The following is a 21,580-nucleotide window of genomic DNA, read 5'->3' on the forward strand; positions in this document are numbered from 1 at the left end:
ACCGCAGCAGGGCGTGAAGGGTGTCGTCCGCGATCCGCGCCGTTAAGCCAGCCGTCGGTTTACGCCTGTGCGGCATAGAGGAACCAGGCGGTCGATTCAAAGCGAGGTGGCGATCGTGTCGCGAAGCCAAAGACGCGCCGGGTCGCCGTGCACGCGCTCGGGCCACGCCATGAGCAAGTCAAACCCCGGCACCGGCACGGGCAATTCAAACCACTGCAATCGTGGATGGTCGCGCACGAGGCGGAACGGCATCACGGCGGCCAGGTCGGTGCGCGACACCACCGTCTCCAGGAACAGGACGTGAGTTACGGACACGGCAACCGGGCGCGATAGTCCGTGTTCGTCGAGTACCGCGTCGGTCGCTCCCCGGAAGCCGCCTCCCTCGGGCGAGACGATGGCGTGATCGAGCTTGCAGAACTGCGAAAGTGTCGGGCGACGCGTGACCCGGGAGTGTCCCCGACGGGTTGCCAGGACGTAGCGCTCGGCGATCGATAGCGTAGCTCGGACGCGGCTTCGTCCCGTATGAGAAAAGCCAGGTCGATATCGCCCTGCGCAGCCCGACGCGCGATCTGGAGCGGCGGCAGCTGAACGACCGAAAGGCGCGTGGCGGCCGCCGCCTGTCGAATGACCGGCAGGGTGGGAAGCAAGGCCGTGAATTCGCTGTAGTCGAAGGCGGCGATCTTCCAGGTATGCGTCGCCTTCGCCGGCTCGAAGGTGGCGGCCGGTGCGGTGGCCTTCTTCAGCGCGTCCAGCGCATCCCGGAGGGGTTGCCTCAATTGCTCCGCACGTGCGGTCGGCAGCATGCCGCCGGTGGCCGGGAGGAAGATCGGGTCGCCGAAAAAGTCGCGAAGGCGGGCCAACTGCACGCTTACCGAGGGCTGCGACAGATGAAGTCTCGCCGCCGCATGGGTCACGCTGTGTTCGTTCAGCAGTGCTTCCAGGGTGCGCAGCGGTTCAGGTCGAGACGACCGGATGGCTGGGATCGCCACGGCGGGGCAAGAGCGGATCAAGCGACTGTTCGAGGACGAACCGATACGATTCCGTCCGCAAAACGGCGGGGACTACCCGTATCGCCATGTGCTCGGGGACCATGTATCGCCTGGTGCGTCGGGCCTTGACGTCCACGTCGCCGCTGCGCTTCCTTGAGGCGATGAACCCGTCGCCACGACGGAGGCGCGCGATGTCCCGGGCGCCTGATTAATCGCAAGATATTGCGGATGCCTGAGCTTACCTGGGGTCTTCCTTGGGTCACACGCGAGCGAGGGGCACGCGTGGCATGCGAGACGGAACATCGCCGCGGACGCTTCCGGCGCTCCCTTTGCGATGGCTTTGGTCCGCGTCGGGGCGGATCGTCGTCGTCAGGACATCGTTCCGGCCTGATGGGGCGGCTATGATGGCGACCAGCATCCCGTGAGGCACCATGCGCGACCTTCCGATCTTCAAGCAGTTGCTCGACCTGTCCCAGGACTGCGTGAAGCAACTGGATCTCGACGGCATGGTCGTGGCGGTCAACGCGCCCGGCGTCGCCTTGCTGCGCCTGAAAGACGAGCACGATCTGGTCGGCCACGCATGGGTGCCGATGTGGCCCACCGCCTACCAGCCGGTGATCGCCGGCGCGTTGGACGCCGCCCGTGCAGGCGAACGCGTTCACGTGACGGCCGTCAGCGAGTTGCCGGGCCAAGGCGAGCGATGGTGGTCGATCGTAGTGGGCCCCCTGGCCGACGCGGATGGCCGGGTCACAAGCCTGGGCGCCATCAGCCGGGAAATCACCGAGCGCGTGCAGGTGGAGCGTTCACTGGATGCCCTCAACGGCGCGTTGCGGGATAGCCTCGCCAGGACGCGTCAACAACTGCATCAGGTCAGCCGGGAACTGAGCGAGGCGATTTCCACCGGCGACGAGGCCAACGTACTGCTCCAGCAGCAGCTCGATCTGGCGGAGATGGCGCGAAACGCCGCCGAGCAGGTGGTCAGCCAGTCCCAGAAAAGCGAGGCGATCGGGCAGATCGTGGTCGGCATGGGGCACGACTTCAATAACAACCTGCAGATCGTGCTGTCCGCGCTGGAGGCGATCCCCAGCGTGGGAGAGCTCAATCCCGGGCAGGACCGCTTCCTCGGTTTCGCACGCGCCGCAGCCCAACACGCGGCGTTGGTGTCACGACGTCTGTTGGCCTTCAGTCGCGTTCATCCCTTCACACCGGAACACCTGGACCTGGCGACGATCGTCGGTGAGATGGTGCCACTCATCCGGATGACGCTGGGCCGGGACGTGGCCGTGACTCTGACACCGGCCCCGGAAGATTTGCCCACCTACGCGGACGCGCATTCGATCCAACAGGGGCTGGTGAACCTTTGCCTCAACGCCAGGGATGCTTGCCAGGGCAGCGGCACCGTTGCCATTCGCTTCGGCACGCAGGAGGTCTCCGGTGACGAGGCCCGGGCCGAATTGGGCGAAGGGATCTACGTGTTCGTCGACGTGGAAGACGACGGGACGGGCATGGATGAAGAGGTTCGCGAAAGGCTTTTCGATCCGTTCTTCACGACCAAACACGAAGGCAAGGGTACCGGTCTGGGCATGACCCAGGTGCTGGCCGCCGTCCGCCAGTCGGGTGGCGGGATCGATGTGCAATCGACGCCAGGCGTCGGCACCCGTATTCGTTTGCTGTTGCCGCGCGCGTTTCCTCTGGAGACGGCAACGACGGAAGCCTAGCGGCCAACGTTGAGTCCGCCGTGGCGTTGAGCATGCCTAGCGGCCCCGGGCGCTGACCGGGGTTACTCCCGCGTATTTTTTTGAAGCATATCGCCTGGTCGTCCCATCAAGGGTCGGAGTCAGGCGGCTGCGACGCGGGGCATCGCAAGAACCTCGCGGCGATCGCGTGCATCTGCGCGTCAGGCATCCGCGTTGCGCAGACGACGCGCCATCGAAAGATTGAATATCGCGCCGGTGCGGGTAAAGAGGGAATGTCATACGGCCATGGAATCGACGCAGAGGGCAGTGCATGGAGCCGCATCGAATTCTTACCGGGACAGGCCTTACCACGCTCGAAGTGAGCTGGAGCGACCAGAACCTTGGCATCGCCGTGCTCCGTTATCCACAGGCGTTCGCGCTCATCGAGACTCGGGACGCCGAACCCCTTCGCGTCGGCACTCTGGTGACGGCGACGCTACCCGCGCGCGGAAAAATCATCGCCACCATCCTGCCTTCATCACGGCCCATCTGGGTGACGGTCGAGGCAACCGGCATGACCAACGCGGAGGCGGATGAACTGATCCGCATTTTACAAAGTTTCGGCCGACTGCCTTCGTATTCCGATGGCAAGAGCTGAAACGTCGACCGACGTCGCGCGCGGGCGAGTCGCCCTGTTTGAGAGCGAGTGCACACGGCCTGTCGGGGGCGCGGTCGGTCACTGCGTCATCCCCTGGGAGGCGTGGTCCCGACGCATCTTTATTCAGCACGGCCCAAGAACCACGCGATGACCGTCAAGCGCCTGAAAACGACATCGCTCCGCGCCAGGCGAGCCCAAAAATCGTTGTACCGACCCGAAAACAAGTCGCTGAGTGCGAGTTTTCGGCAAATTCGCGTCGCGTCGGGTTTATCGCAACATGAATTCGGCCGCCGCCTCGGTCGCAATCAGTCCTTCGTATCGGCGGTCGAGACTGGCGCCATTCGCCTGGATGCGTTGCAGATACGCGACTGGTGTGCCGCCGCGGGCGTGGGTATGGCCGCGTGGCTGACGTTGTTCGAGTCGTTGCTGTCCGGAGGCGCGGAGCCCGCCGATTAAGGCGTCTAGCCAAAAGCGGATCGGGGCGATGGCTATCGGATGCCTCGCTGGCCGTGGGGCGTCCCGCCGTCCCGACGGGGAAACCCCTCCGGGACGGCGCGTGCGATGAGTTGGGATAACGTCAGCAGGCGCTGTCCATAACCCCGTTCGGGTCCGTGCCGGATCGTGCCCAGATGGTTCTCGACGTCGGCTGCCGCCCGTGCGATGGCGACGCATCCCGCCTGCCGCGCCTGGATGCCAATGGTTCGGGCGATGCATCGGGCCTCGTCGAACTCGCCGTGGAGCGCGGCCACGTTCATGTCCGAACACGCCAGGCCCAGCTGGATCAGAGCCCACCGGGGTAGCGGGGTGTCGAGTACGTCGTCGGTTGCCGGATGGCGGTGGTCCAACCACCCCTTGGGCTTGGCAACGGTGTGCTCCAGAGCGCGAGCGAAGAGCGAGGGAATCGGTCCGCCAAGCGTCATGCGCATCAGTTTGCCGGGGGTCACGATGTGACTCAGCGCGTGCGCCTGGTCGTCGGCCGTGACGTGGCCCAACCGCTCCAGTCGTGAGAGCAGCCGCGCCAGGTTCCAGTGTCGGCACGATTGGGTGTGCATGTATTCCGTTACGGCGGGGACGCGCCCTCGGATGAGGCGATGGGCGTCACTATGCCGAAATTACATCATCCTGGCGGTGCCTGTTCAGGATAGCTCCGCGTTTTCCACGTCCCGCTGACAAAACGTGTACGAGGATGTCGCCTCCCTAGCCCGGCCGCCGTTATGCCAGAGACGATCTTCGACGCCTTGCGCGAGAGCCATACCACCCAGCGTTCGCTGATCCGAAAGCTCATGCGGTCCAAGCCCGGCCCTGAACGGGTCACGCTCTTTACTTCGTTGCGTATTGAACTGGCGTCGCACGAGGCGGCCGAGGAGCGCTTCCTCTACGTTCCCATGCTGATGGACGATCGCGGTCTGCACCCTTCGCGCGATGCGCTGGCCGATCACCACACGATGGACGAGCTGGTGGAGGAGATGCAGACGCGTGGTCATTCGGGGCGGCACTGGACCTCCCTGGTCCGCCGCCTCTCCGAAGAGCTGCACGAGCACCTGCGCGAAGAGGAGCGTAGTTTCTTCCAACTGGCAGGAAAGATTCTTTCCGACGCCCAGAAAACCGGGCTAGCCAAAAAATACCGGAAGGACTTCCACGCGATGCAGGTGAAACTGTCGAAGAAGGACTGAGGACAACGCGTGGCACGCCGTCGTGTCAAAGCACGCGGCTCGCTCAGGTCAACCCCAGTTTTCCGGCGACGGTGAAGGTCACGAACAAGACCCCCAGGAGCAGCGGTACGCATACCGCCGCAACCTTGCCGATGGCGACCAGCACCGCGCGCCGCTCGGTTTGGCGGCCCATCCTGCCCTGGTCATAGTGCCATTTGATGGCCAGGAACATGCCTGTGCCGAAGACGATAACCTTGAAGCTGATGAAGACGACGGGAACCCAGTCGAACATGTGTCATTCCAGGCGATGGCGTGTCACGATCTTTCGTGAGGAAACGTTCGCCGGGTCGCATCGACCCGCATTCGGCTGAGCGTGATGGCGAACGTCTGAGATGAAGTGAGCCCGCGCCTGGCGAGCCGATCAAGCGTCATCCTGCGCGTGACGCCATGCTAACCGAAAGCGTTTCCCGTCCCTTGGGACAAATTGTCCCAGTGCGGATCGCGCAGGCGCCTGCTGGCCGTCGGCTCGGCGCCCATACGCACACGGTCACGTCGAGAGAGGTGCGTCGATGGCGGCCCGTTAGCGACTAGGCCGCCTCGACGCGGAACACGTCGACCGCCGTGCGCAGCAAGGTCGCCTGTTCCGCCAACGATCGAGACGCCGCGGCACATTGTTCGACGAGGGCCGCGTTTTCCTGGGTGACCTGGTCCATTTGCGTGACGGCGCGGTTGACCTGCTCGATGCCCGACGACTGCTCCTGCGACGCGGCGGAGATGCCGCTCATCACGCCGGACACGTCCTGGACGGCCGTGACGACGCCCTGGATCGTGGCCCCGGCCTCGTCGACCATGGATGACCCTGCCTGGACGCGTTCTATCGAGACATCGATCAGCGCCCGGATATCTCTCGCGGCGACGGCGCTGCGCTGGGCAAGGGATCGGACTTCACTCGCCACCACGGCGAATCCACGGCCGTGTTCGCCGGCGCGGGCGGCTTCGACGGCCGCGTTCAGCGAGAGAATATGGGTCTGGAATGCCAGCCCGTCGATGATGCCGACGATATCGGCGACCTGCGCCGAGCTGTCGGCAATACCGTTCATGGTCTCCACGACGCGACTGACCGCTTCGCCGCCGCGCGCGGCGGCCGACGAGGCGGTATTCGCGATGTCTCTGCCAAGCAAGGCGCTGTTGGTGTTTTCGCGCACCGTGGCCGTGAGTTCTTCCATGCTTGCGGCGGTCTCTTCCAGCGAGGCGGCCTGTTCTTCCGTGCGTTGGGAAAGGTTGGCGTTGCCCTGGGAGATCTGATCGGCAGCCGTTGCGATCGAGTGACTCGATCGCTTGATGCCGGACACGATCGTCGACAGGTGGTCGCGCATGCCGACGATCGAATGCAGCAGGCTGGACGAATCCTCCTGCTTGAGGTCCACCGTCACTGTCAGGTCGCCGTCCGCGATGCGACGCACCACCTGGGCGGCGTAAAACGGCTCCCCGCCCAGTGCCGCGTAGAGTCGCCGTCCCGTCCAGACCGCGATGCCCGCGCCCAGCGCGAGGCCTGCGGTGGCGATGCCGACGAGCACGCGCAGGAGCAGGGCATACCGCTGTCGGGACGCCTGGTATTCGCTGGCGGCGACATCGACCTGAAGTTTGCGCAGCCGATCCAGGCGGGCGAGGGTGTCAGGCAGGCGCGCGTCGACCCGTCCATGCAGCGTTTTCCCCGCCGTCGCGAGATCGCCTGACAGCAGCGCATCGCGCGCCGGCGCGAGGCCATCCTGCTCCAGCGCCAGATACGCCTCGTGAAAGGCATCGGCCAGGACCTTCTCGTCGGGCGTCCAGTAGGTGGCGGCATATGTCTTCCACTGGCCGTCCAATACCGCGCGATGCTGAAGGCTCTGGTCGACGGCCGACTTGCCCGGGAATTGGGCCGGATCGAGCGTGGCCCGCGACAGCAGCATCGCTTCGTCACGCAGGCTGTCGCTTACCGTGGACAACTGTTGGATGCACACCGTGCGGTCCTCGTACACCGTGCGAAGCGCTTCGCCGGTCGTGGAGAGGGCGTAGAGTCCCGATGCGCACGTCGCCAACATGGCCGTCGCCAGCCCGCTGGCCAACAAGGCGAGTTGCGCCTTGACACTTAAATTTGCCATTTCTGTGCATTCTCCCCAAGTCGAGGAGTGCAACGGCATGCGTTCGCCGAACTTAAGGCCAAACTGCCCAAGAAGGTAAGCGGTAACGGATTGGGTTCAGCAAGGTGATGAAGAAGTGAATATCATGGCGCCGACCCATCGGACAGCGAGCGCGTAATGTGGCCCGATGCATCGAGGAAATCGATCGTGGCACGCCCATCCGCCGCTACGCGCAGCTCCAGCCGCTTGCGGCCGGCCGGGTCGCGCAACGCCAACAGCGAGGCCTTGTCGGGCGTGCGCCCCAGAAACGCGCGCGGCGCGATCCCCACGCCAGCGGCGCGGATGGCCGCGTCGCGTTGGTCGCTGGCGGGTTGGCGCACCAAGCGGGCAACGGTCGGAAAATCGACGGGCTGATCGGGACGATCGTTGATGGCGAGGCCCGCCTGCCGGTCGTCTCCCTCCTCGCTGCTGCTGAGCGACACGGTCTGGTCCTGACGCCATCGGTCGAACGACAGGGCGCCCAGATTGGTGGGCTTGCCGTCCTTCATGGCACCCGAAAAGACGAGGCCGCCGTTTTCGGAGCCTTCGTCGTTATAGAAGATCATGCCGGCCTGTGGCCGGTCCGGATGGGGTGTTTCCTGGCCAGCGACGATGATGCCGGGCATCCGGCCGCGCGACGCGATGGTCATGCGCAAGGTACCGTCGGGCTCGCGGATGTTGATGCGTTGGACGTCGATGGTGTCGAACGTCGCCCTGTTCGGCCGCGCGCTCGCGCCGGACACCAGCCAAACCGCGACGAGCGTCATGACCGCCGCATACGCACCGAGTGCCCGTGAAGTATCGATTTTCATGCATCAGTCCTTCCAGGTTGCTTCGTTGTGCAACGACATCGTGCAGGTGACACGACCTGGCGCATCGCGGCGCTTCATGTGGACGAGCCGCGCGACCGGCATCATGGGGTACCGTGCGACAGGATGTTGAGCAGCCGTCCAAACGGATCGCGTACGAAGAAGCGGCGCACTCCCCAGGGCTCGTTCACCGGGCCATATGCCGTTCCGTACCCGGCGGCGGCCATGCGCTCATGGATGGCGTCGAGATCGTCCACCTCGATCGAAAGGTCGGGCACCGGCGTCCCCGAACCGCCTTCGGTGGCGAAGCTGATTTGCGGCGCGGCGCGGCCCTGGCCGACAAAGGTCACGATCCAGCCGTGATCCATCGCGATCGCCATCCCGAGCAGGTCGCCGTAGAAAGCACGCGCTCGCTCCACATCGGGCGTGGCCAGGTTGGGGACGATTCGCAGGACGCTCATGGGGTTTCCTCAGGCATCGATGATGGGCATCGCGTTCGCGGGACGCCGAGCGCGCCGAACCGGTTGTCACTGCAACCGTCACAGCAGCGCCGGTGTCCCCACCCAGAGCACCCGCACGGGCGTCGTCCCGTCGTTGCGCATGCGATAGGGATGGCGCTGCTCGAAATGTGTGCTGTCGCCGGCGTTCAGCGTGAAATGGTCGCGCCCGACCCAGACCTCGAGCGCCCCGTCGAGCACGTACCAGAATCCCTCGCCCTCGCGGCGGGAGAGCGGCGAGCCGTGGCCGGGCGGCATGGTGATGAGCAAGGCCTCCATCCGGCGTTCGGCGTGGCTTCCGCTGAGGCGGACATAGTCGACCGGACTGGTTCCGACGTGCAGCGCTTCCGGGGCGTGTGCGCGGCGGACGATCTGGCCGGGCGCTGGCGTGCCGATGAAATACCCCGTCTCGACATCAAGTGCGGCGGCAATCTGCGCCAGGGATACGAGGGATGGCATGGCCTGGTCGCGCTCGACCTGCGACAGGAAGGGCACCGACAGGCCAGAGGCCGTGGCCAGGTTTTTCAGGGTCATGCCCAGTCGCTGGCGACGCTGTCGAATGGCGGTGCCCACCGGTGTCGGACGGGCCTCGTCGTGGGGCGGTGCCTGGGAGGGACGGGTCACGCGGTTGTCTCGTGGCGGGTTCACTGAAAACTAATCCGCGCGTGCCGCGCTGTCAAAAAAATTTGATAGCATCAAAACAATCCAGTGGAGACAGGGGAGGGACGTACCGATGGTGCACGGAGCCGAGCAGGGGTCCCAGGTCGCCGTGGCGCTCGATACCGAGCGGCTGACGCTTCGCTGGCCAGAGCTATCCGATCTTCCCGCTATGACCGCGCTGTGGGGGGACAGTGACGTTGTCCGCTACATCGGGGGAAAACCCTTCTCCGCGGAAGAGGTCTGGCAGCGGCTGCTGCGCTATCGCGGTCACTGGGCGCTGCTCGGATACGGCTACTGGATCATCCGCGAGCGCACGACGGGCGCATTCGTCGGCGAGATCGGCTTCGCGGACTGGCACCGCACCGGCCTGGCCGAGCTGGCCGGGCGTCCCGAAGGCGGCTGGGTGCTTAGTCCGGCGATGCAGGGCAGGGGGTATGCCGGGGAGGCCCTCGACGCGGTGCTCGCGTGGCTCGACCGGACCCTGGGTTCGCCGTCGTCGGCCTGCATCATCGCGCCCGACCACGGGCGATCGCTGCGGCTCGCGGAGCGACGTGGCTATCGGATCGTTCGCAGGGCCACCTATCGCGACAGCGATACATGCGTCCTTCTGCGTGAGCGCCCGGACGACGCGCGCTAGCCCGCCCTCACCGCATGGAACGCGATATGTCACCGGGTGCCGTGATGCATGCCGCCCGGTCAAGGGACAGACTGCGGCCCACCGACGCGTTTCGGGGCGCGCTGTCTCGTTATCCTGTACGGATCGGCCGGTGGACACTCCCATGATCGAATCTTGGTTCGACTTCGCCGGCAACGACAGCGACCTGAGCCTCATGCGCCTGGACGTTGCAGCGTCGTGAGCGCGTCGAACGGCGGGCGGCGACACGTCGAGGCACGGAGACGACGTGCGCCGATCGAGCGGTGAGGTTCAGTGGCCCGGCCGCCGGGGCTTTCCTGCGTCGCGTCGCAACCATCACTCGGCGACCAGGAGGTTGGGCAGCCAGCAAAGCCATGCGATCGCGCGGTACGCGGTCACGAAGTCAAAGCCCATCACCCGGGTGGACAGGGGCAGGAGAAGACGCAATGTGACCGCCGCGAAGGTCAATGCGGCGCTGCGGGTCATCCAGCCACGATGCACGTCGAATCGGCGCCGCATGGCCGCCCTCGCGCCCAGCGCGGTGCTGGCGACCCAGGCCAGCGCCAGGGCGGTAAAGCCGGCCGCGCTGACCGGCCCTCCCAGCGCCATGGGGGCGATCCTCAGCGCGGCGAGCGACGCGACACCTACCAGTCCCGCATACGTGCGTCCGATCACGCGATGAGCACGAGGATGGCGGGTACGAAAGCCAGCGTGCAGCTGAAGGGGCATGATGATCAGTGCCAACGCGGCGGGCACGGCATGAAGTGCCAGCGCGAGTGGATGTGCGGACGCATTGGGGATCGGTGCGGGGGCCGGTCGTGACGGCGCAACGTAACGCAACGAGATCAATCCCACGGCGGTGCTGAGCGCGCATGCGGCGACGCCCAGAAACAACCGCTGCGGCTTACGCCGCGGACAATGCGATGGTGTCATGGCATCGTCGCTTGTCAGTTCAGACATACGGGCTTCCCTCGTGCTTTCATGGTGGCAACCTGGCTAAACGTGCCTTGGCGCCGACGTCGTGAAACCGACGCGCTGGCGTGCGCACAGCATGCAATCTAGGCCACGGGTGCCGACCCCACCATTCGGCTGAGTCCACCAGATCGTCGCGATCGTCCAGGAGCGTCATGGATCCGCTGTCCGAAGTGCTTACCCTGCTCAAGCCCGCCAGCTTCGGGTTTCGTGGCCTCGACGCCAGAGGCGCATGGCGGCTTGAATTCGGTGCCACCGGCGGGATCAAAGCCTTCGCCGTCGAAGCCGGGACGTGCTGGATGACCATCGAGGGCGGCGAGCCGACCCGGCTTGGCCCTGGCGATATGGTGCTGTTGCCGGGGCGGACCGCGTTCCGGCTTTTTTCATCCGACGGTGCTGAACCGATCGATGCGTATCCGTTCTTTTCCAGCGTACCCGTCGGCACCGTCGCGAGCCTCCATGGCGGAGGGGAGTGTTTCGGCGTCGGTGGCTTTTTCGACTTCGAAGGCCGCCATGCCGCATTGATACTGGACGTCCTTCCGTCGCTCATCATGATCCGCGCCGAAACCACGCGTGCGGCGTTGGGCGTTCTGATCGGTCGTCTGATGAAAGAATTGCGTGAGCCTCAGCCGGGGGGTGCCCTGATTGCCGCGCATCTCGCCCAATCGCTTCTGATAGAGGCCTTGCGCCTCCACCTGGCCGATGACTCGGCGAACGGCCGGGGATGGCTCGCGGGTTTGCGGGACCGCCGGATCGGTTCGGTGCTTGCCGCCATGCACGCCGATCCGGCACGGGCCTGGACGCTCGTCGACTTGTCCCGGACGGCAGGTATGTCCCGTTCGAGCTTTGCCGCACGCTTCAAGCAAGTGGTTGGCGAAGGTGCACTCGAATACCTCACCCGGTGGCGCATGATCGTCGCAGCCGACAAACTGGCCCAGGGTCGGACCACGCTTGCCGCTGTCGCTCCCATGGTCGGCTACGCGTCCGAAAGCGCCTTTGGCATGGCATTCAAGCGCGTCCTCGGTCAGTCGCCCCGCCAGTTCGTCAATCACCTGGGTTCGGGATGCGCGATCGGTCCCGGCTGAGGGGTAGGGGCACGACGAAGCATACCGTCGCCGGAAGCGTCCGCCCGTGGCCGATGGGGCGACGCACGCACGCCGTGTGGCGCACGACAATTTACGCGATCGTTACCCGTTGCCCGAACGCGCTTACGTCGCGCAGATGCCCCGGCCACTACACTGTCGCTCAACGTGTCTGCACCGTGTTGCCGGGAGTCGTGTGATGCCTTTGATGTCTACCGTGGGTAGCAATATCCGCCGCGAATGCGAAACGCATGGTGTGTCGATGCAGCAGCTGGCGGCGAAAAGCGGCGTCGGCATCGGACGCCTTTACGAGCTCGAAGCCGTGGGCGGCGCGCCCCGGTTGTCGGAGGTCCTTGCCATCGCCGAGGTGCTCGACATCCCGTATTTGACACTGGTCGTGAGTGCCCACACGACGTCCGCCACGGACAGTGCGGATGCCGCTTCCATCGTGACCGGCGCGGTGCGTCGTGCCGCCCGGACGCATCGTCGGCGCCGGTCCACGCGTTGAGGGCAACCGGCGAACCGGGCATGCCCCGACGCGACCGGTGGACGCGCCGGGGCACGCCAATCGAGACCGGCTGGCCGTTCACGACCGGTGACAGTCATTCACGCTGTGAGGCAGACCGCGTCCCGAATGGCAAGCGTGTTACGGCCGCGCCGACGCGCCTTGCCGCACGCCCCGCAGCCATCACCGCACGTGATAGAGCACGGCCGCGCCGGGCTTCGCCTCGAACGCAGGTACCGTGCGCTGTTTTACCTCGGCGCCCTTGGCATCCCACATCAGGGTGTCCTGCGGGTAGTCGTCTTTGCGTGTCATCGCATCGATCTGCTTGACGATGACCTCCGAGCTACCCTTCACCTCGGGGTTCCAGGCGAAGACCCCCACGCGACCGTAAAAAACGGCCGGTGCATCCGCGTCGAGGCGGCGGTCAGGACACATCACCAGGCCGCGCTCCAACATGACCCGAAGAGCGGCCACCGGCGTGGCGCGAACCGTGGGCGTCGTGCGATCGGCGCTATGGCCGGGACAAACGTTGGCGGAGCGGGTCACCATCTGCTCCGCCACCTCGCGGTCGGATTGGGCGAAAACGGGCAAGGCGATCAGGGAAAGGGCGAGCAGGGCGATCGGACGGAGCTGCTTCATGGGATAGAACTCTTTGGCCTGAGTGCGCCCGAGTGTAACGGCGTAAATGGCGTTACATCACCCTGGGGGCGTGGGCTGGTCATGTGCGCGTGAACGCCGTGAGCGCCTACCGCCACGCGACCGAAACGCGCAGGGCGTCAGCATGCGCCCTACGATGTCGGAGGCGGTGCGATGGCTGAGGGTGTCAAGGGCGAGGGCGACGTGGTATCCGGCGGTTGGGGCTCGCTGTCGGGCATGGCACAGGTTTTTGCGCGGGAGCGTCCGGCGGACGCGTTGGTGACGCTCCAGCGCCAGAACAAGCCGCGTGGCTACATGTGCTCGTCGTGCGCGTGGGGAAAGCCCGCCCATCCCCACGCCTTCGAGTTTTGCGAGAACGGCGCGAAGGCCACGCTGTGGGACCTGACCCGGGACCGCTGCACTCCTGAGTTTTTCGAGGCGCACACCCTGGCCGAGTTACGCACCTGGCAGGATTACGACCTGGAGATGGTCGGGCGGCTGACCGAACCCATGCGCTACGACGCGACGCTCGATACCTATGTACGGTGCAGCTGGGACGACGCTTTCCAGGGCATCGCGGCCGAATTGAAGGCGATGGATCCTGACGCGGCCGTTTTCTACGCGTCGGGCAAAGCGTCGTTGGAGGCGTCGTATCTTTATGCGCTCATGGCGCGGGTCTACGGTAACAATCATCTGCCCGACAGCTCGAACATGTGCCACGAGACCACGTCCGTGGGCCTCAAGAAAGTCATCGGATCGCCGGTCGGCACCTGCGTGCTGGAGGACTTCGCGCACTGCGACGCCATTTTCTACTTTGGGCAAAACCCGGGGACGAACAGTCCGCGCTTCCTCCATCCTCTTCAGGATGCCGTCAAGCGCGGCTGCAAGATCATCACGTTCAATCCCGTCAGGGAGGCCGGGCTCCTCCACTTCATCAATCCGCAAAACCCCTTGCAGATGCTCACGCGAACGCCGACCGAGCTGTCACACATGTACCTGCAGGTGCGCCCCGGCGGCGACATCTCGGCCATCATGGGCCTGTGCAAGCATATCTTTGCCCGCGACGCAGCCGATCGGGCGCAGGGCGGGGAGGGCGTATTGGACCGCGCGTTCATCGCGGAGCACACAGACGGACTCGACGCGTTTCGCCATGCCGCGGAAGCCGCCTCCTGGGATCAGATCGAAGACCACTCCGGCCTGAGCCGTTCCGATCTCGAAGCGGCGGCGGACGTCTACTGCGCGGCGAACAACGTGATCGGCGTGTACGGCATGGGCCTGACCCAGCATGTGCATGGTTCGCAAAGCATCGGTATGCTGGTCAACCTGCTCTTGTTGCGCGGCAACCTGGGACGAAAGGGCGCAGGGATTTCCCCCGTGCGGGGCCATTCGAACGTCCAGGGCCAGCGCACGGTGGGCATTTCCGAAAAGCCCGAACTGGTTCCGTTGGACCGCCTCGCCGAGATGTTCGCCTTCGACCCGCCAAGGGAAAAGGGACGCACCACGATCGAGGTCTGCGAGGGTGTCCGCGATGGGGCAGTTCGTGCCTTCATGAGCCTGGGTGGCAATTTCGTGCGGGCGATCCCTGAGCGAGAGGCGATGGAAAGCGCGTGGCGCCAACTGTCGCTCACGGTGTACGTGGCCACGAAGCTCAACAGGAGCCACCTGGTCCATGGCAAGGTCAGCTATCTCCTTCCGTGCCTGGTGCGGGCGGAAGCCGACATCCAGAGGGGTGTGCCCCAAGCCGTCTCGATGGAGGACAGCTTCAGCCACATCCACGGCTCGCTTGGGCATGCGGCGCCGGCCAGCCCCCATCTGCGCTCCGAACCGTCGATCATCGCCGGCATCGCCGACGCGACCCTCCCACCTCATCCCAAGCGTCCTTGGCTCACCTGGGGGGCGGACTACACTCGCGTGCGCACCCTGATCGAAGAAACCTACCCGGACATGTTCCGTGACTATTCGGCCCGTATGTTCCACAAGGGCGGTTTTTACCGCGGTAACCCCGCGCGGGAACGGCAGTGGAAGACGTCCAGCGGCAAGGCCGAATTCACGACGCCCACCGTGGCGACGGCGCTGGGCATCGGTCGGGCGCCGGGCAGGTTTCACCTGATCACGATGCGCTCGAACGATCAGTTCAACACGACCATCTATGGCTTCAGCGACCGCTTGCGCGGGCTGGAGGGCTCACGGGCCGTGCTGCTGATGAGTCCCGGCGATATCGATGCGCAAGGGCTGGTGGCGGGCGAAACCGTGAGCGTGGTCAGCGACGCGGGGGACGGCGTGGCGCGCGAGGTCGGCGGGCTCACCCTGACGGCCTTCGACCTGCCGCAAGGCTGCATTGGCGGTTACTACCCTGAGATGAACGCGCTGATGCCGCTGTGGTATCACGATGAGGCATCGAAGACGCCCGCGGCGAAGGGCGTGCCTGTGCGCGTGAGGCGAGACACTGCGACCGCTGTGGCGGATCTCATGTCGACGTCGATAGCGTAACGGAAGATGTGGGTTACCTGCGTGCGATCCCTAGAGCTGTGTCGATGCCGCGGGAAGCATCTTCAGATGGCGTAGCCACTGTTCTGCGAGCACCGTCCAATGCGTGATCGGCTGGTCCGTCGGCCGTACGCCGAACGCGTGACCGCCTTCGGGGAACAGGTGCATTTCTACGGGTACCTTGGCCTGTTGCAGGGCGAGGTAGTAGGTCAGTGATTCGCGGACGTCGTCTGTAGCGTCGTCGCCTGCCTGGGCAATGAACGTCGGCGGCCCCTTGGCGTCGATCTTCACATCGACGGTGAGGTGGATGCTGTTTTTGTCCCCGTCCCAAAGGTGCCCAGGGTAAAGCGCCACGGCGAAATCGGGTCGACTGGGCAGGTGGTCGGCCGCATCAATGGGTGGGTAGGCGCGCGCCGCGCGGTTACTGATATCGGCCACGATGCGGCCGCCTGCGGAGAAGCCCAACACGCCGACCCTGCCCGGGCTGAAGCCGTACTGGGCAGCCCGTTGGCGCAGCAGGCCCATGGCGCGCTGGGCGTCCTGCAGCGCCAACGGCTCCGGCGGATCGCGGCGGCATTGGCATTCGTCGTTCCAATACGGGCCCGAGCCGGGCACGCGGTATTTGAGGACGGCGCAGGTCATGCCAGCGGCGGTCGCCCAATCGCAGATTTCCGTGCCCTCCAGATCGATGGCCAGCACCCGATAGCCTCCGCCGGGGAAAACAAGCAGGGCTGTACCGGTGTTTACGCCCTTGGCGGGATAGATGGCCATCGTGGGCCGGGAGACATGCTGCACCATCTGAATCGGCTTTCCGGCGATCAGCGTCTTCGACCATCCGTAGACTTCGGGACCTGGGTAAGCCGGTGACGCGATTTGCGTGGCCGCGGGCCACAGGGCAATCTCGATGCCCGGCGCGTCGGGTCGCCAAGGCCTGCGCTGTAGCGTGTCCAGTGGTTCGCTACCCGTTGTCGCGAGGACGGTGGCGGGAAAAAGCAGGGCAGCGAGGGCGGTGCGCCTGGCGAGGGTCATGGTGTGCCTGCTTTCGTAAGATGGACCGCTGGAAGCATGGGGGGGAGCTCTGGCGTTTTCCTGTTCACTCCGGGGCAACCCACAGACCGACGACGATCTGTCGATCGGCGGTCGTACCCTTGGATGTCGCGTCGATTCGCCAGCGACATGCCATGAAAACACCTTTTTTAACGCGCACGCTTCAGATGTCGTCATGTCGTCCATCTCATGGAGTCATACCTTTGGAACGTAGAGCGTTTTTGAGCCATGCCTTGATGGGCGTCGTTGCCGCCGCCATCGCACCCGTGACACGATCCTCGGAAGCCGTCGCGTCGTTCGCCGCGCTGGAACGACGGTACGGCGGGCGTCTGGGTGTCGCGATACTCGATACCACGGACGGTCGCCATCTCACCTATCGTGCCGACGAGCGATTCATGATGTGCAGCACCTTCAAGCTGTTGCTGGTGGGGGCGGTACTGGCCCGGGTGGATCGAGGCGAAGAGCGGCTGGACCGGCGTATCGTCTTCGGAGACGACGCACTTGTGTCATTCGCACCGGTGACGGGACACCATGTCGGACAACCCGGTTTGACCGTCGCGGCGCTTTGTTCCGCGGCCATCGCCGTCAGCGACGGCGTGGCGGCCAACCTTCTGCTGAAAAGCCTCGGTGGTCCCCAGGCGCTGACCGCTTACGCACGTCAGTTGGGCGACGTCAAAACCCGACTCGACCGATACGAGCCGGAAATGAATCGGCCGACGCCCGACGGGTTGAGCGATACCACGACGCCGTCGGCGATGCTGGACACGATGCGTACACTCGTTTCGGGGAACGCCCTCTCGTTGGCATCGCGATCGCAGCTGGTCGCATGGCTGGCACAGAGCGACACCGGCGAGGATCTCGTCAAGGCAGGGATTCCAAGGGGCTGGCGTATCGCCTACAAGACGGGGCACGGGAATGGCGCCACCAACGATATCGCGGTGATCTATCCGCCCCATCGGAAACCGATATGGGTGTCCGTTTACTACAAGGGAAAAACGTCCGACGACGACGAGCGACCGAGCGCCTTGTTCGCCGAGGTGGGGCGAATGGCGTCGGCGATCGGCCGCTGAATCGCGGGCACGGGTGAAGGGGAGGATGAAGACGGCTTGCCGCGTCAGCCTGTCTGGCGTGCAGTGTCACCGCGTCGGCCAATGAGACGCCCGAGATAGCGCGTCAGGGCGCTAACGATTTGAGGGGCACTGTCACGGTCCAGGAGGCTGCATGAACTCGATGGTGAGATGGTCGGGACCGGAGACGTAGACGACCCGTGTTCCCTTTCTTGGACCTCCCGGAATGGGCTGCGGACTGCCGTTAGCCTTCCACCCGGCGGTCTCGACGCGGGCGATAGCCGCATGGATGTCCCGGACGGTCAGCGCCAGGTGGGCGGCGCCGATCGCACCGGCGCTTTCAGGTGTCTGTCCATGGCGACGCCCGTTCGAATACTGCAACAACTCGACGATGAATCCATCCGGAGCCTTCAAGATCGCCGTTCGCACATTCGGATCGTCGACGCCTGTCACCTGCCGCAGGAAATCGCCTCCCATTTCTGCCTGACGTTCGAGCGTGAACCCAAGGGCCTCTGTATAGAATCGAATCGCTTCATCGAGCGATGAAACGGCAAAACCGATGTGATCAACGTGGGTTACGCCTGCATTGTTGTTCAATGATCAGCCTCTGCTTCAAGTCGTTTTAGACGCAGGAGTGTGTATGCGTGGAAATTATAGTCAGAACGAGGACAACCATGAGCGACCGAGCGCATGGTTCGCTGAGGTGAGGTCAAATGGTGTCGGCGGCCTCGCGCTGAGTCGGTGTTAACGCTGGGACGCGATGGCGGTGCGCCTTTGCGCAGCCTGGTAGTCGCCGTGCGGATCGGTATCGGCGGTGACACTGATCAGCGCGCGAGGCAACACAAGAGCGCAAAGGAGGAGGGCACCTGTGGATGCAGCGATGCGGATAGCTTTCGCCGTCGCGTATCGCCCACGTGGAAGAGGCGCACGCCGCTGGCTTGCCGGGCGGCGAACGGGGCGGACTCCATGTGGGCCTGGCCGACCGGGCTCGCGCTCAGGCGGGTGCGGAACGCGCGACGGGGGCGGGCAGCCATCCGCGATCAGGCGGCGGCGGACTCCAGGCGAAAGAAGGCCACGCTATCCACCAGGCTCCGGGCCCGTGCTTTCACCGCGTCGGCGGCTGCCGCCGCTTCTTCGACGAGCGCGGAGTTTTGCTGGGTCACTTCGTCGATCTGGCGTACAGCGTCGTTCACCTCGAGAATCCCCGTAGCTTGGGTGTCGCTGAGGGTAGCGATGTCCCGAACGGCATCGGTGACACGTTGGACTTCACGGCTCAAGCCCTCCATGCGTTCCCCGGCGTGTCCTATACGTTGCGAACCTTCGGCGATCGTTTCACCGGACTCCTGCACCAACGCACGGATCTGTCCAGCGGCAGCTTTCGACTGGCCCGCCAGCACACGCACTTCGCCTGCGACGATATGGAAGCCGCGCCCGGCCTCGCCGGCGCGTGCCGCTTCCACCGCGGCGTTTAACGCGAGGATGTGGGTCTGGGAGGCGATTCGCTCGATGGCATCCGTGATGCTCGTGATCCGCGTCGATACGTCGGCGATCCGCTCCATGGCCGCGACCGCTTCGCGCATCGCTGCTTCGCCTTCGTCAGCCCCCGCCAGAGAGCGCTCCGCGGCCATGCGAGCCTCCCTTGCGCTGGCCGAGTTGGCGTGTACGCTGCCGGTGAAGGCCTGCATCGACGACGCGGTTTCCTCCAGGGCGGCGGCTTGTTCGCTGGTTCGGGTCGACAAGTCGAGGTTGCCGGCCGCGATCTCCCCGGTGGCCTGCGATATCTCGTCAGCGCCTTGTCGAATGGTGGCCACCACGTCGCGCAGCTGGCCATTCATGCGTGACAGTGCCTGCAGAAGCATCGCCGGTTCATCGCGGCCCACCGGGTTTATCGAACTGGAGAGGTCACCATCTGCCACGGCCTCCGCCACGCAGACCGCGTGCGCGATCGGGCGGACGATGCTGCGGGCCAATAGCACGGTGACGACCATACCCAGCAGCAACGCTCCCATCACCACGCTGGAGAGCAACGTGAGCACTTGCCGATACACCGTGGTGCTGGCCTCTTCCAGGTGACGCGTGGACGCGGCAGACGCTTCGCCCAGGTGATGGACGATGCCGTCGATCGCAGCCGTCGGCGGCCTGTCGATGCCTTTCACCATGCCGTCGACGGTATGCGCGCTGGCCGCGTTCGACGACTGGAAATGACCGAGCGCCGACGTGTAAGTCTTGAGCAATTCGGCGTGGGTCGCAACGGCGGTGTCGACCTCGGCCAGGTTCATGCCCAACGAGCTCATCTGCTGCCGGAGCCGACCGAGATCCGTTCTGACCGCGTTGGCCATCGTTTCGAAGCCGTGGCGGTGCTTGTCGAACTCCGCCGGATCCGTGCCCCTCAACAGCAGGTCTTTCCATTCCTGCACCTGGCGTTTGAAATCCACCTGCGCCACCCGTGCGGTATCGGCGGCGAGGGCGAAGGCCTGTGTGGTCTGCGCCGACTGCACCTGGAACGCGTGCATGCGTGCGAGGCCGCGCCACCCGTCGATACCGACCCATACGGTGGCGGCGAGTAGAAGGACGCCGAGGGCGGCCAGGCGTGTGGCGATGCGAAACCGGAAAAGCCAGGTCATGGTTCGAAATACCGTTGGGCGACGTCGGTGGTGGTGTCAGGATCGTGAGCGGATATCGTCACGTTCGGCCCGAGGCTTGAGTGGGCAGACGTGAAGGCCCGCGGGCTCACGGCGTCGCGATCTCATCTCGCCCCGGGGGGGGCGGGCTGACTGCGGAGCGCTTGCGACCTGCCGGTGCGCGAGATGGCACGGTGGATATCGTTCTGCCGAAAATGCGCCAGCGTTGCGTGGATCGAAAACGCAAGCCAAGGGCGCCCGCAGCGTACGGCGGCACGCCGTTCGCCAGGCCCACGGCCCGAAGGGCCACGCTAACAGCCAAAAGGGAGGAGGATCGGGTCTCTCGCCTGGGACATCCGTTCGCATGACGGCGTGGCGCAGCGCTATGACGGCGCGGCCTCCCTGTTTGCAGCGGCCGTCTTGGGGAAGACGGCCGCTGCAATCACCACTCCTCGACCCCGTCGGCCGACTCGCGGGCGCATCGTACGCGAAAGCTCCATCTCAGGTTTGTGAAGGTTGGCTCGAAGGCCATCCCGGCTCAGGGAACGCCTCATCGTGTCGTCCCGAGGGCACGACACAGGCGCCCTGGAACATGGCGTGGGTAATGGGGGGGGGCTCGATGTCCGTCATCGCGTCACGTGAATCGACCCCGTGGACGTGCGCTCGGCCGGCCCATCTCAGGCAACCAAGAGGGGCGGCTTTAGCCCTATGAATCCGACGCTCGCGGCTCGATGCTCTCAAGATAAGCCAAAAGTACGGCGGGAATGGTCTTGAGCACGTGCTGGGCGTTGAGATGCTTGCGATCCTTGGCGAAGAGGAGGGTGCCGGAGGCCACCGCGTAGAGGACCTCGGCGACCTTTTTTCCCCTCACCGTACCGATCCTCGCCGCCATCACATCCGTCAAGAGTAATTGGAACCGATCCGGCCCTTCCTGATCGTGGACGCGAAGCGTGATGAGTGCATCGGGATGGCGAGCGAAGTAGTGGAGCGGCTCACCGAAAATCGCCTGGACCATATCGTGCGCCGGCATGGCGCGCCACGCCGCTTTGCTGACGCCATCGCATTGCTTGAGGATGTCTTCAAGGGCATCGGCATGGCGCTGTGCCAACGCATCCAGTAACTGCTCCCTGTTGCGGAAAAAGTGGTACATGGAGCCGACCGATGAGCTGGCACGCTGAGCCACCGCCTGCATGGTCACGCTGTCTGCGCCTCCCTCTGAGATGAGCGCCGCCGCGGCGTCGAGGATTGCCTCACGTCGCTTACGTCCGCGCTCCTGCTGTGGCGCACGGGTTCCCCGGTCGTCAAGTGGTTCTTTCGTCATAGGAATGGCTACGTGTCGTTCTGCGCTTGTCGTCGAGCATCCTGCGATGCCGGGCGGAGGGGTACGTCACTGTTGCAGACCGAGCCGGGTCTGTCTAGAATTCGC

The 21,580-nt window shown here is 65.0% G+C and carries 22 protein-coding genes and 1 pseudogene; 9 read left to right on the top strand and 14 right to left on the bottom strand.

All coding sequences use genetic code 11. From position 1 onward, the window contains the following. Positions 1-96: 96 nt before the first annotated feature. Positions 97-777: a LysR substrate-binding domain-containing protein gene (locus PI246_RS05050; RefSeq protein WP_320550253.1), complete on the bottom strand. Its 681-nt coding sequence runs from the start codon at positions 775-777 to the stop codon at positions 97-99. Positions 778-839: 62 nt separating this feature from the next. Next, positions 840-989 (bottom strand): annotated as a pseudogene (locus tag PI246_RS05055) (helix-turn-helix domain-containing protein); the annotation flags it as partial. 431 nt (positions 990-1,420) lie between these two features. Between PI246_RS05055 and PI246_RS05060 the strand changes: the two are divergent. The 3 genes from PI246_RS05060 to PI246_RS05070 all read left to right on the top strand — a co-directional run bounded on the left by PI246_RS05060 (position 1,421) and on the right by PI246_RS05070 (position 3,779). Beyond that, complete coding sequence (locus PI246_RS05060; protein WP_320550190.1) at positions 1,421-2,707, top strand: ATP-binding protein; 1,287 nt, start codon at positions 1,421-1,423, stop codon at positions 2,705-2,707. A gap of 289 nt (positions 2,708-2,996) precedes the next feature. After that, entirely contained in the window at positions 2,997-3,323 is a 327-nt protein-coding gene (locus tag PI246_RS05065) for a hypothetical protein (protein WP_320550191.1), read from the top strand. A gap of 147 nt (positions 3,324-3,470) precedes the next feature. Continuing rightward, positions 3,471-3,779 (top strand): helix-turn-helix transcriptional regulator, encoded by a 309-nt coding sequence (locus PI246_RS05070; RefSeq protein ID WP_320550192.1) that lies wholly within the window; start codon positions 3,471-3,473, stop codon positions 3,777-3,779. A gap of 32 nt (positions 3,780-3,811) precedes the next feature. Here the strand turns inward: PI246_RS05070 and PI246_RS05075 are convergent, their stop codons facing one another. Then, positions 3,812-4,375, bottom strand: a complete 564-nt coding sequence (locus PI246_RS05075) for a hypothetical protein (RefSeq protein WP_320550193.1) — start codon at positions 4,373-4,375, stop codon at positions 3,812-3,814. Between the two features lie 162 nt (positions 4,376-4,537). Here PI246_RS05075 and PI246_RS05080 point away from each other — a divergent pair, with 162 nt between their 5' ends. Further along, complete coding sequence (locus PI246_RS05080) at positions 4,538-4,996, top strand: hemerythrin domain-containing protein (protein WP_320550194.1); 459 nt, start codon at positions 4,538-4,540, stop codon at positions 4,994-4,996. Positions 4,997-5,039: 43 nt separating this feature from the next. On the opposite strand, the gene PI246_RS05085 is transcribed toward PI246_RS05080, so the two are convergent. From PI246_RS05085 to PI246_RS05105, 5 genes are all read right to left on the bottom strand, one after another. Continuing rightward, on the bottom strand, positions 5,040-5,267 hold the full coding sequence (locus PI246_RS05085) for a hypothetical protein (protein ID WP_320550195.1): 228 nt from the start codon (positions 5,265-5,267) through the stop codon (positions 5,040-5,042). 295 nt (positions 5,268-5,562) lie between these two features. Beyond that, positions 5,563-7,119 carry a methyl-accepting chemotaxis protein gene (locus PI246_RS05090; protein WP_320550196.1) on the bottom strand — a complete coding sequence of 519 codons (1,557 nt, stop codon included), beginning with the start codon at positions 7,117-7,119 and terminating at the stop codon, positions 5,563-5,565. A 122-nt stretch (positions 7,120-7,241) separates the two neighbouring features. After that, a complete protein-coding gene (locus tag PI246_RS05095) occupies positions 7,242-7,904 on the bottom strand; it encodes a hypothetical protein (RefSeq protein WP_320550197.1) in 663 nt (220 codons plus the stop codon). Between the two features lie 146 nt (positions 7,905-8,050). Beyond that, complete coding sequence (locus PI246_RS05100) at positions 8,051-8,407, bottom strand: VOC family protein (RefSeq protein WP_320550198.1); 357 nt, start codon at positions 8,405-8,407, stop codon at positions 8,051-8,053. 78 nt (positions 8,408-8,485) lie between these two features. Further along, a complete protein-coding gene (locus PI246_RS05105; protein WP_320550199.1) occupies positions 8,486-9,067 on the bottom strand; it encodes a helix-turn-helix domain-containing protein in 582 nt (193 codons plus the stop codon). A gap of 109 nt (positions 9,068-9,176) precedes the next feature. Here PI246_RS05105 and PI246_RS05110 point away from each other — a divergent pair, with 109 nt between their 5' ends. Next, the gene (locus tag PI246_RS05110; RefSeq protein WP_320550200.1) at positions 9,177-9,740 is read left to right on the top strand and encodes a GNAT family N-acetyltransferase; all 564 of its coding nucleotides are present in this window, start codon (positions 9,177-9,179) and stop codon (positions 9,738-9,740) included. Positions 9,741-10,073: 333 nt separating this feature from the next. Here the strand turns inward: PI246_RS05110 and PI246_RS05115 are convergent, their stop codons facing one another. Then, the gene (locus tag PI246_RS05115; protein ID WP_320550201.1) at positions 10,074-10,697 is read right to left on the bottom strand and encodes a DUF2306 domain-containing protein; all 624 of its coding nucleotides are present in this window, start codon (positions 10,695-10,697) and stop codon (positions 10,074-10,076) included. 167 nt (positions 10,698-10,864) lie between these two features. Here PI246_RS05115 and PI246_RS05120 point away from each other — a divergent pair, with 167 nt between their 5' ends. Both PI246_RS05120 and PI246_RS05125 read left to right on the top strand, forming a co-directional pair. Then, positions 10,865-11,794, top strand: a complete 930-nt coding sequence (locus tag PI246_RS05120) for an AraC family transcriptional regulator (protein WP_320550202.1) — start codon at positions 10,865-10,867, stop codon at positions 11,792-11,794. Positions 11,795-11,999: 205 nt separating this feature from the next. After that, positions 12,000-12,299 (top strand): helix-turn-helix domain-containing protein, encoded by a 300-nt coding sequence (locus PI246_RS05125; protein ID WP_320550203.1) that lies wholly within the window; start codon positions 12,000-12,002, stop codon positions 12,297-12,299. A 180-nt stretch (positions 12,300-12,479) separates the two neighbouring features. Here PI246_RS05125 and PI246_RS05130 read toward each other — a convergent pair whose 3' ends face one another. Continuing rightward, complete coding sequence (locus PI246_RS05130; RefSeq protein ID WP_320550254.1) at positions 12,480-12,911, bottom strand: hypothetical protein; 432 nt, start codon at positions 12,909-12,911, stop codon at positions 12,480-12,482. 225 nt (positions 12,912-13,136) lie between these two features. Between PI246_RS05130 and PI246_RS05135 the strand changes: the two genes are divergently transcribed. After that, positions 13,137-15,422: an FdhF/YdeP family oxidoreductase gene (locus PI246_RS05135; protein WP_320550204.1), complete on the top strand. Its 2,286-nt coding sequence runs from the start codon at positions 13,137-13,139 to the stop codon at positions 15,420-15,422. Positions 15,423-15,452: 30 nt separating this feature from the next. Here the strand turns inward: PI246_RS05135 and PI246_RS05140 are convergent, their stop codons facing one another. Then, positions 15,453-16,448: an alpha/beta hydrolase gene (locus tag PI246_RS05140; RefSeq protein ID WP_320550205.1), complete on the bottom strand. Its 996-nt coding sequence runs from the start codon at positions 16,446-16,448 to the stop codon at positions 15,453-15,455. A 152-nt stretch (positions 16,449-16,600) separates the two neighbouring features. Here PI246_RS05140 and bla point away from each other — a divergent pair, with 152 nt between their 5' ends. Continuing rightward, on the top strand, positions 16,601-17,536 hold the full coding sequence (bla, locus tag PI246_RS05145; protein ID WP_320550206.1) for a class A beta-lactamase: 936 nt from the start codon (positions 16,601-16,603) through the stop codon (positions 17,534-17,536). A gap of 132 nt (positions 17,537-17,668) precedes the next feature. Here bla and PI246_RS05150 read toward each other — a convergent pair whose 3' ends face one another. The 3 genes from PI246_RS05150 to PI246_RS05160 all read right to left on the bottom strand — a co-directional run bounded on the left by PI246_RS05150 (position 17,669) and on the right by PI246_RS05160 (position 21,475). Then, a complete protein-coding gene (locus PI246_RS05150) occupies positions 17,669-18,130 on the bottom strand; it encodes a VOC family protein (RefSeq protein WP_320550207.1) in 462 nt (153 codons plus the stop codon). Positions 18,131-18,573: 443 nt separating this feature from the next. Continuing rightward, positions 18,574-20,031 (bottom strand): methyl-accepting chemotaxis protein, encoded by a 1,458-nt coding sequence (locus tag PI246_RS05155; protein ID WP_320550208.1) that lies wholly within the window; start codon positions 20,029-20,031, stop codon positions 18,574-18,576. 829 nt (positions 20,032-20,860) lie between these two features. Beyond that, positions 20,861-21,475, bottom strand: coding sequence for a TetR/AcrR family transcriptional regulator (locus PI246_RS05160; protein ID WP_320550209.1), 615 nt, complete (start codon positions 21,473-21,475; stop codon positions 20,861-20,863). Positions 21,476-21,580 lie beyond the last annotated feature (105 nt).

Origin of the sequence: Luteibacter sahnii (assembly GCF_034063545.1) — a bacterium.
Lineage (GTDB): Bacteria > Pseudomonadota > Gammaproteobacteria > Xanthomonadales > Rhodanobacteraceae > Luteibacter > Luteibacter sahnii.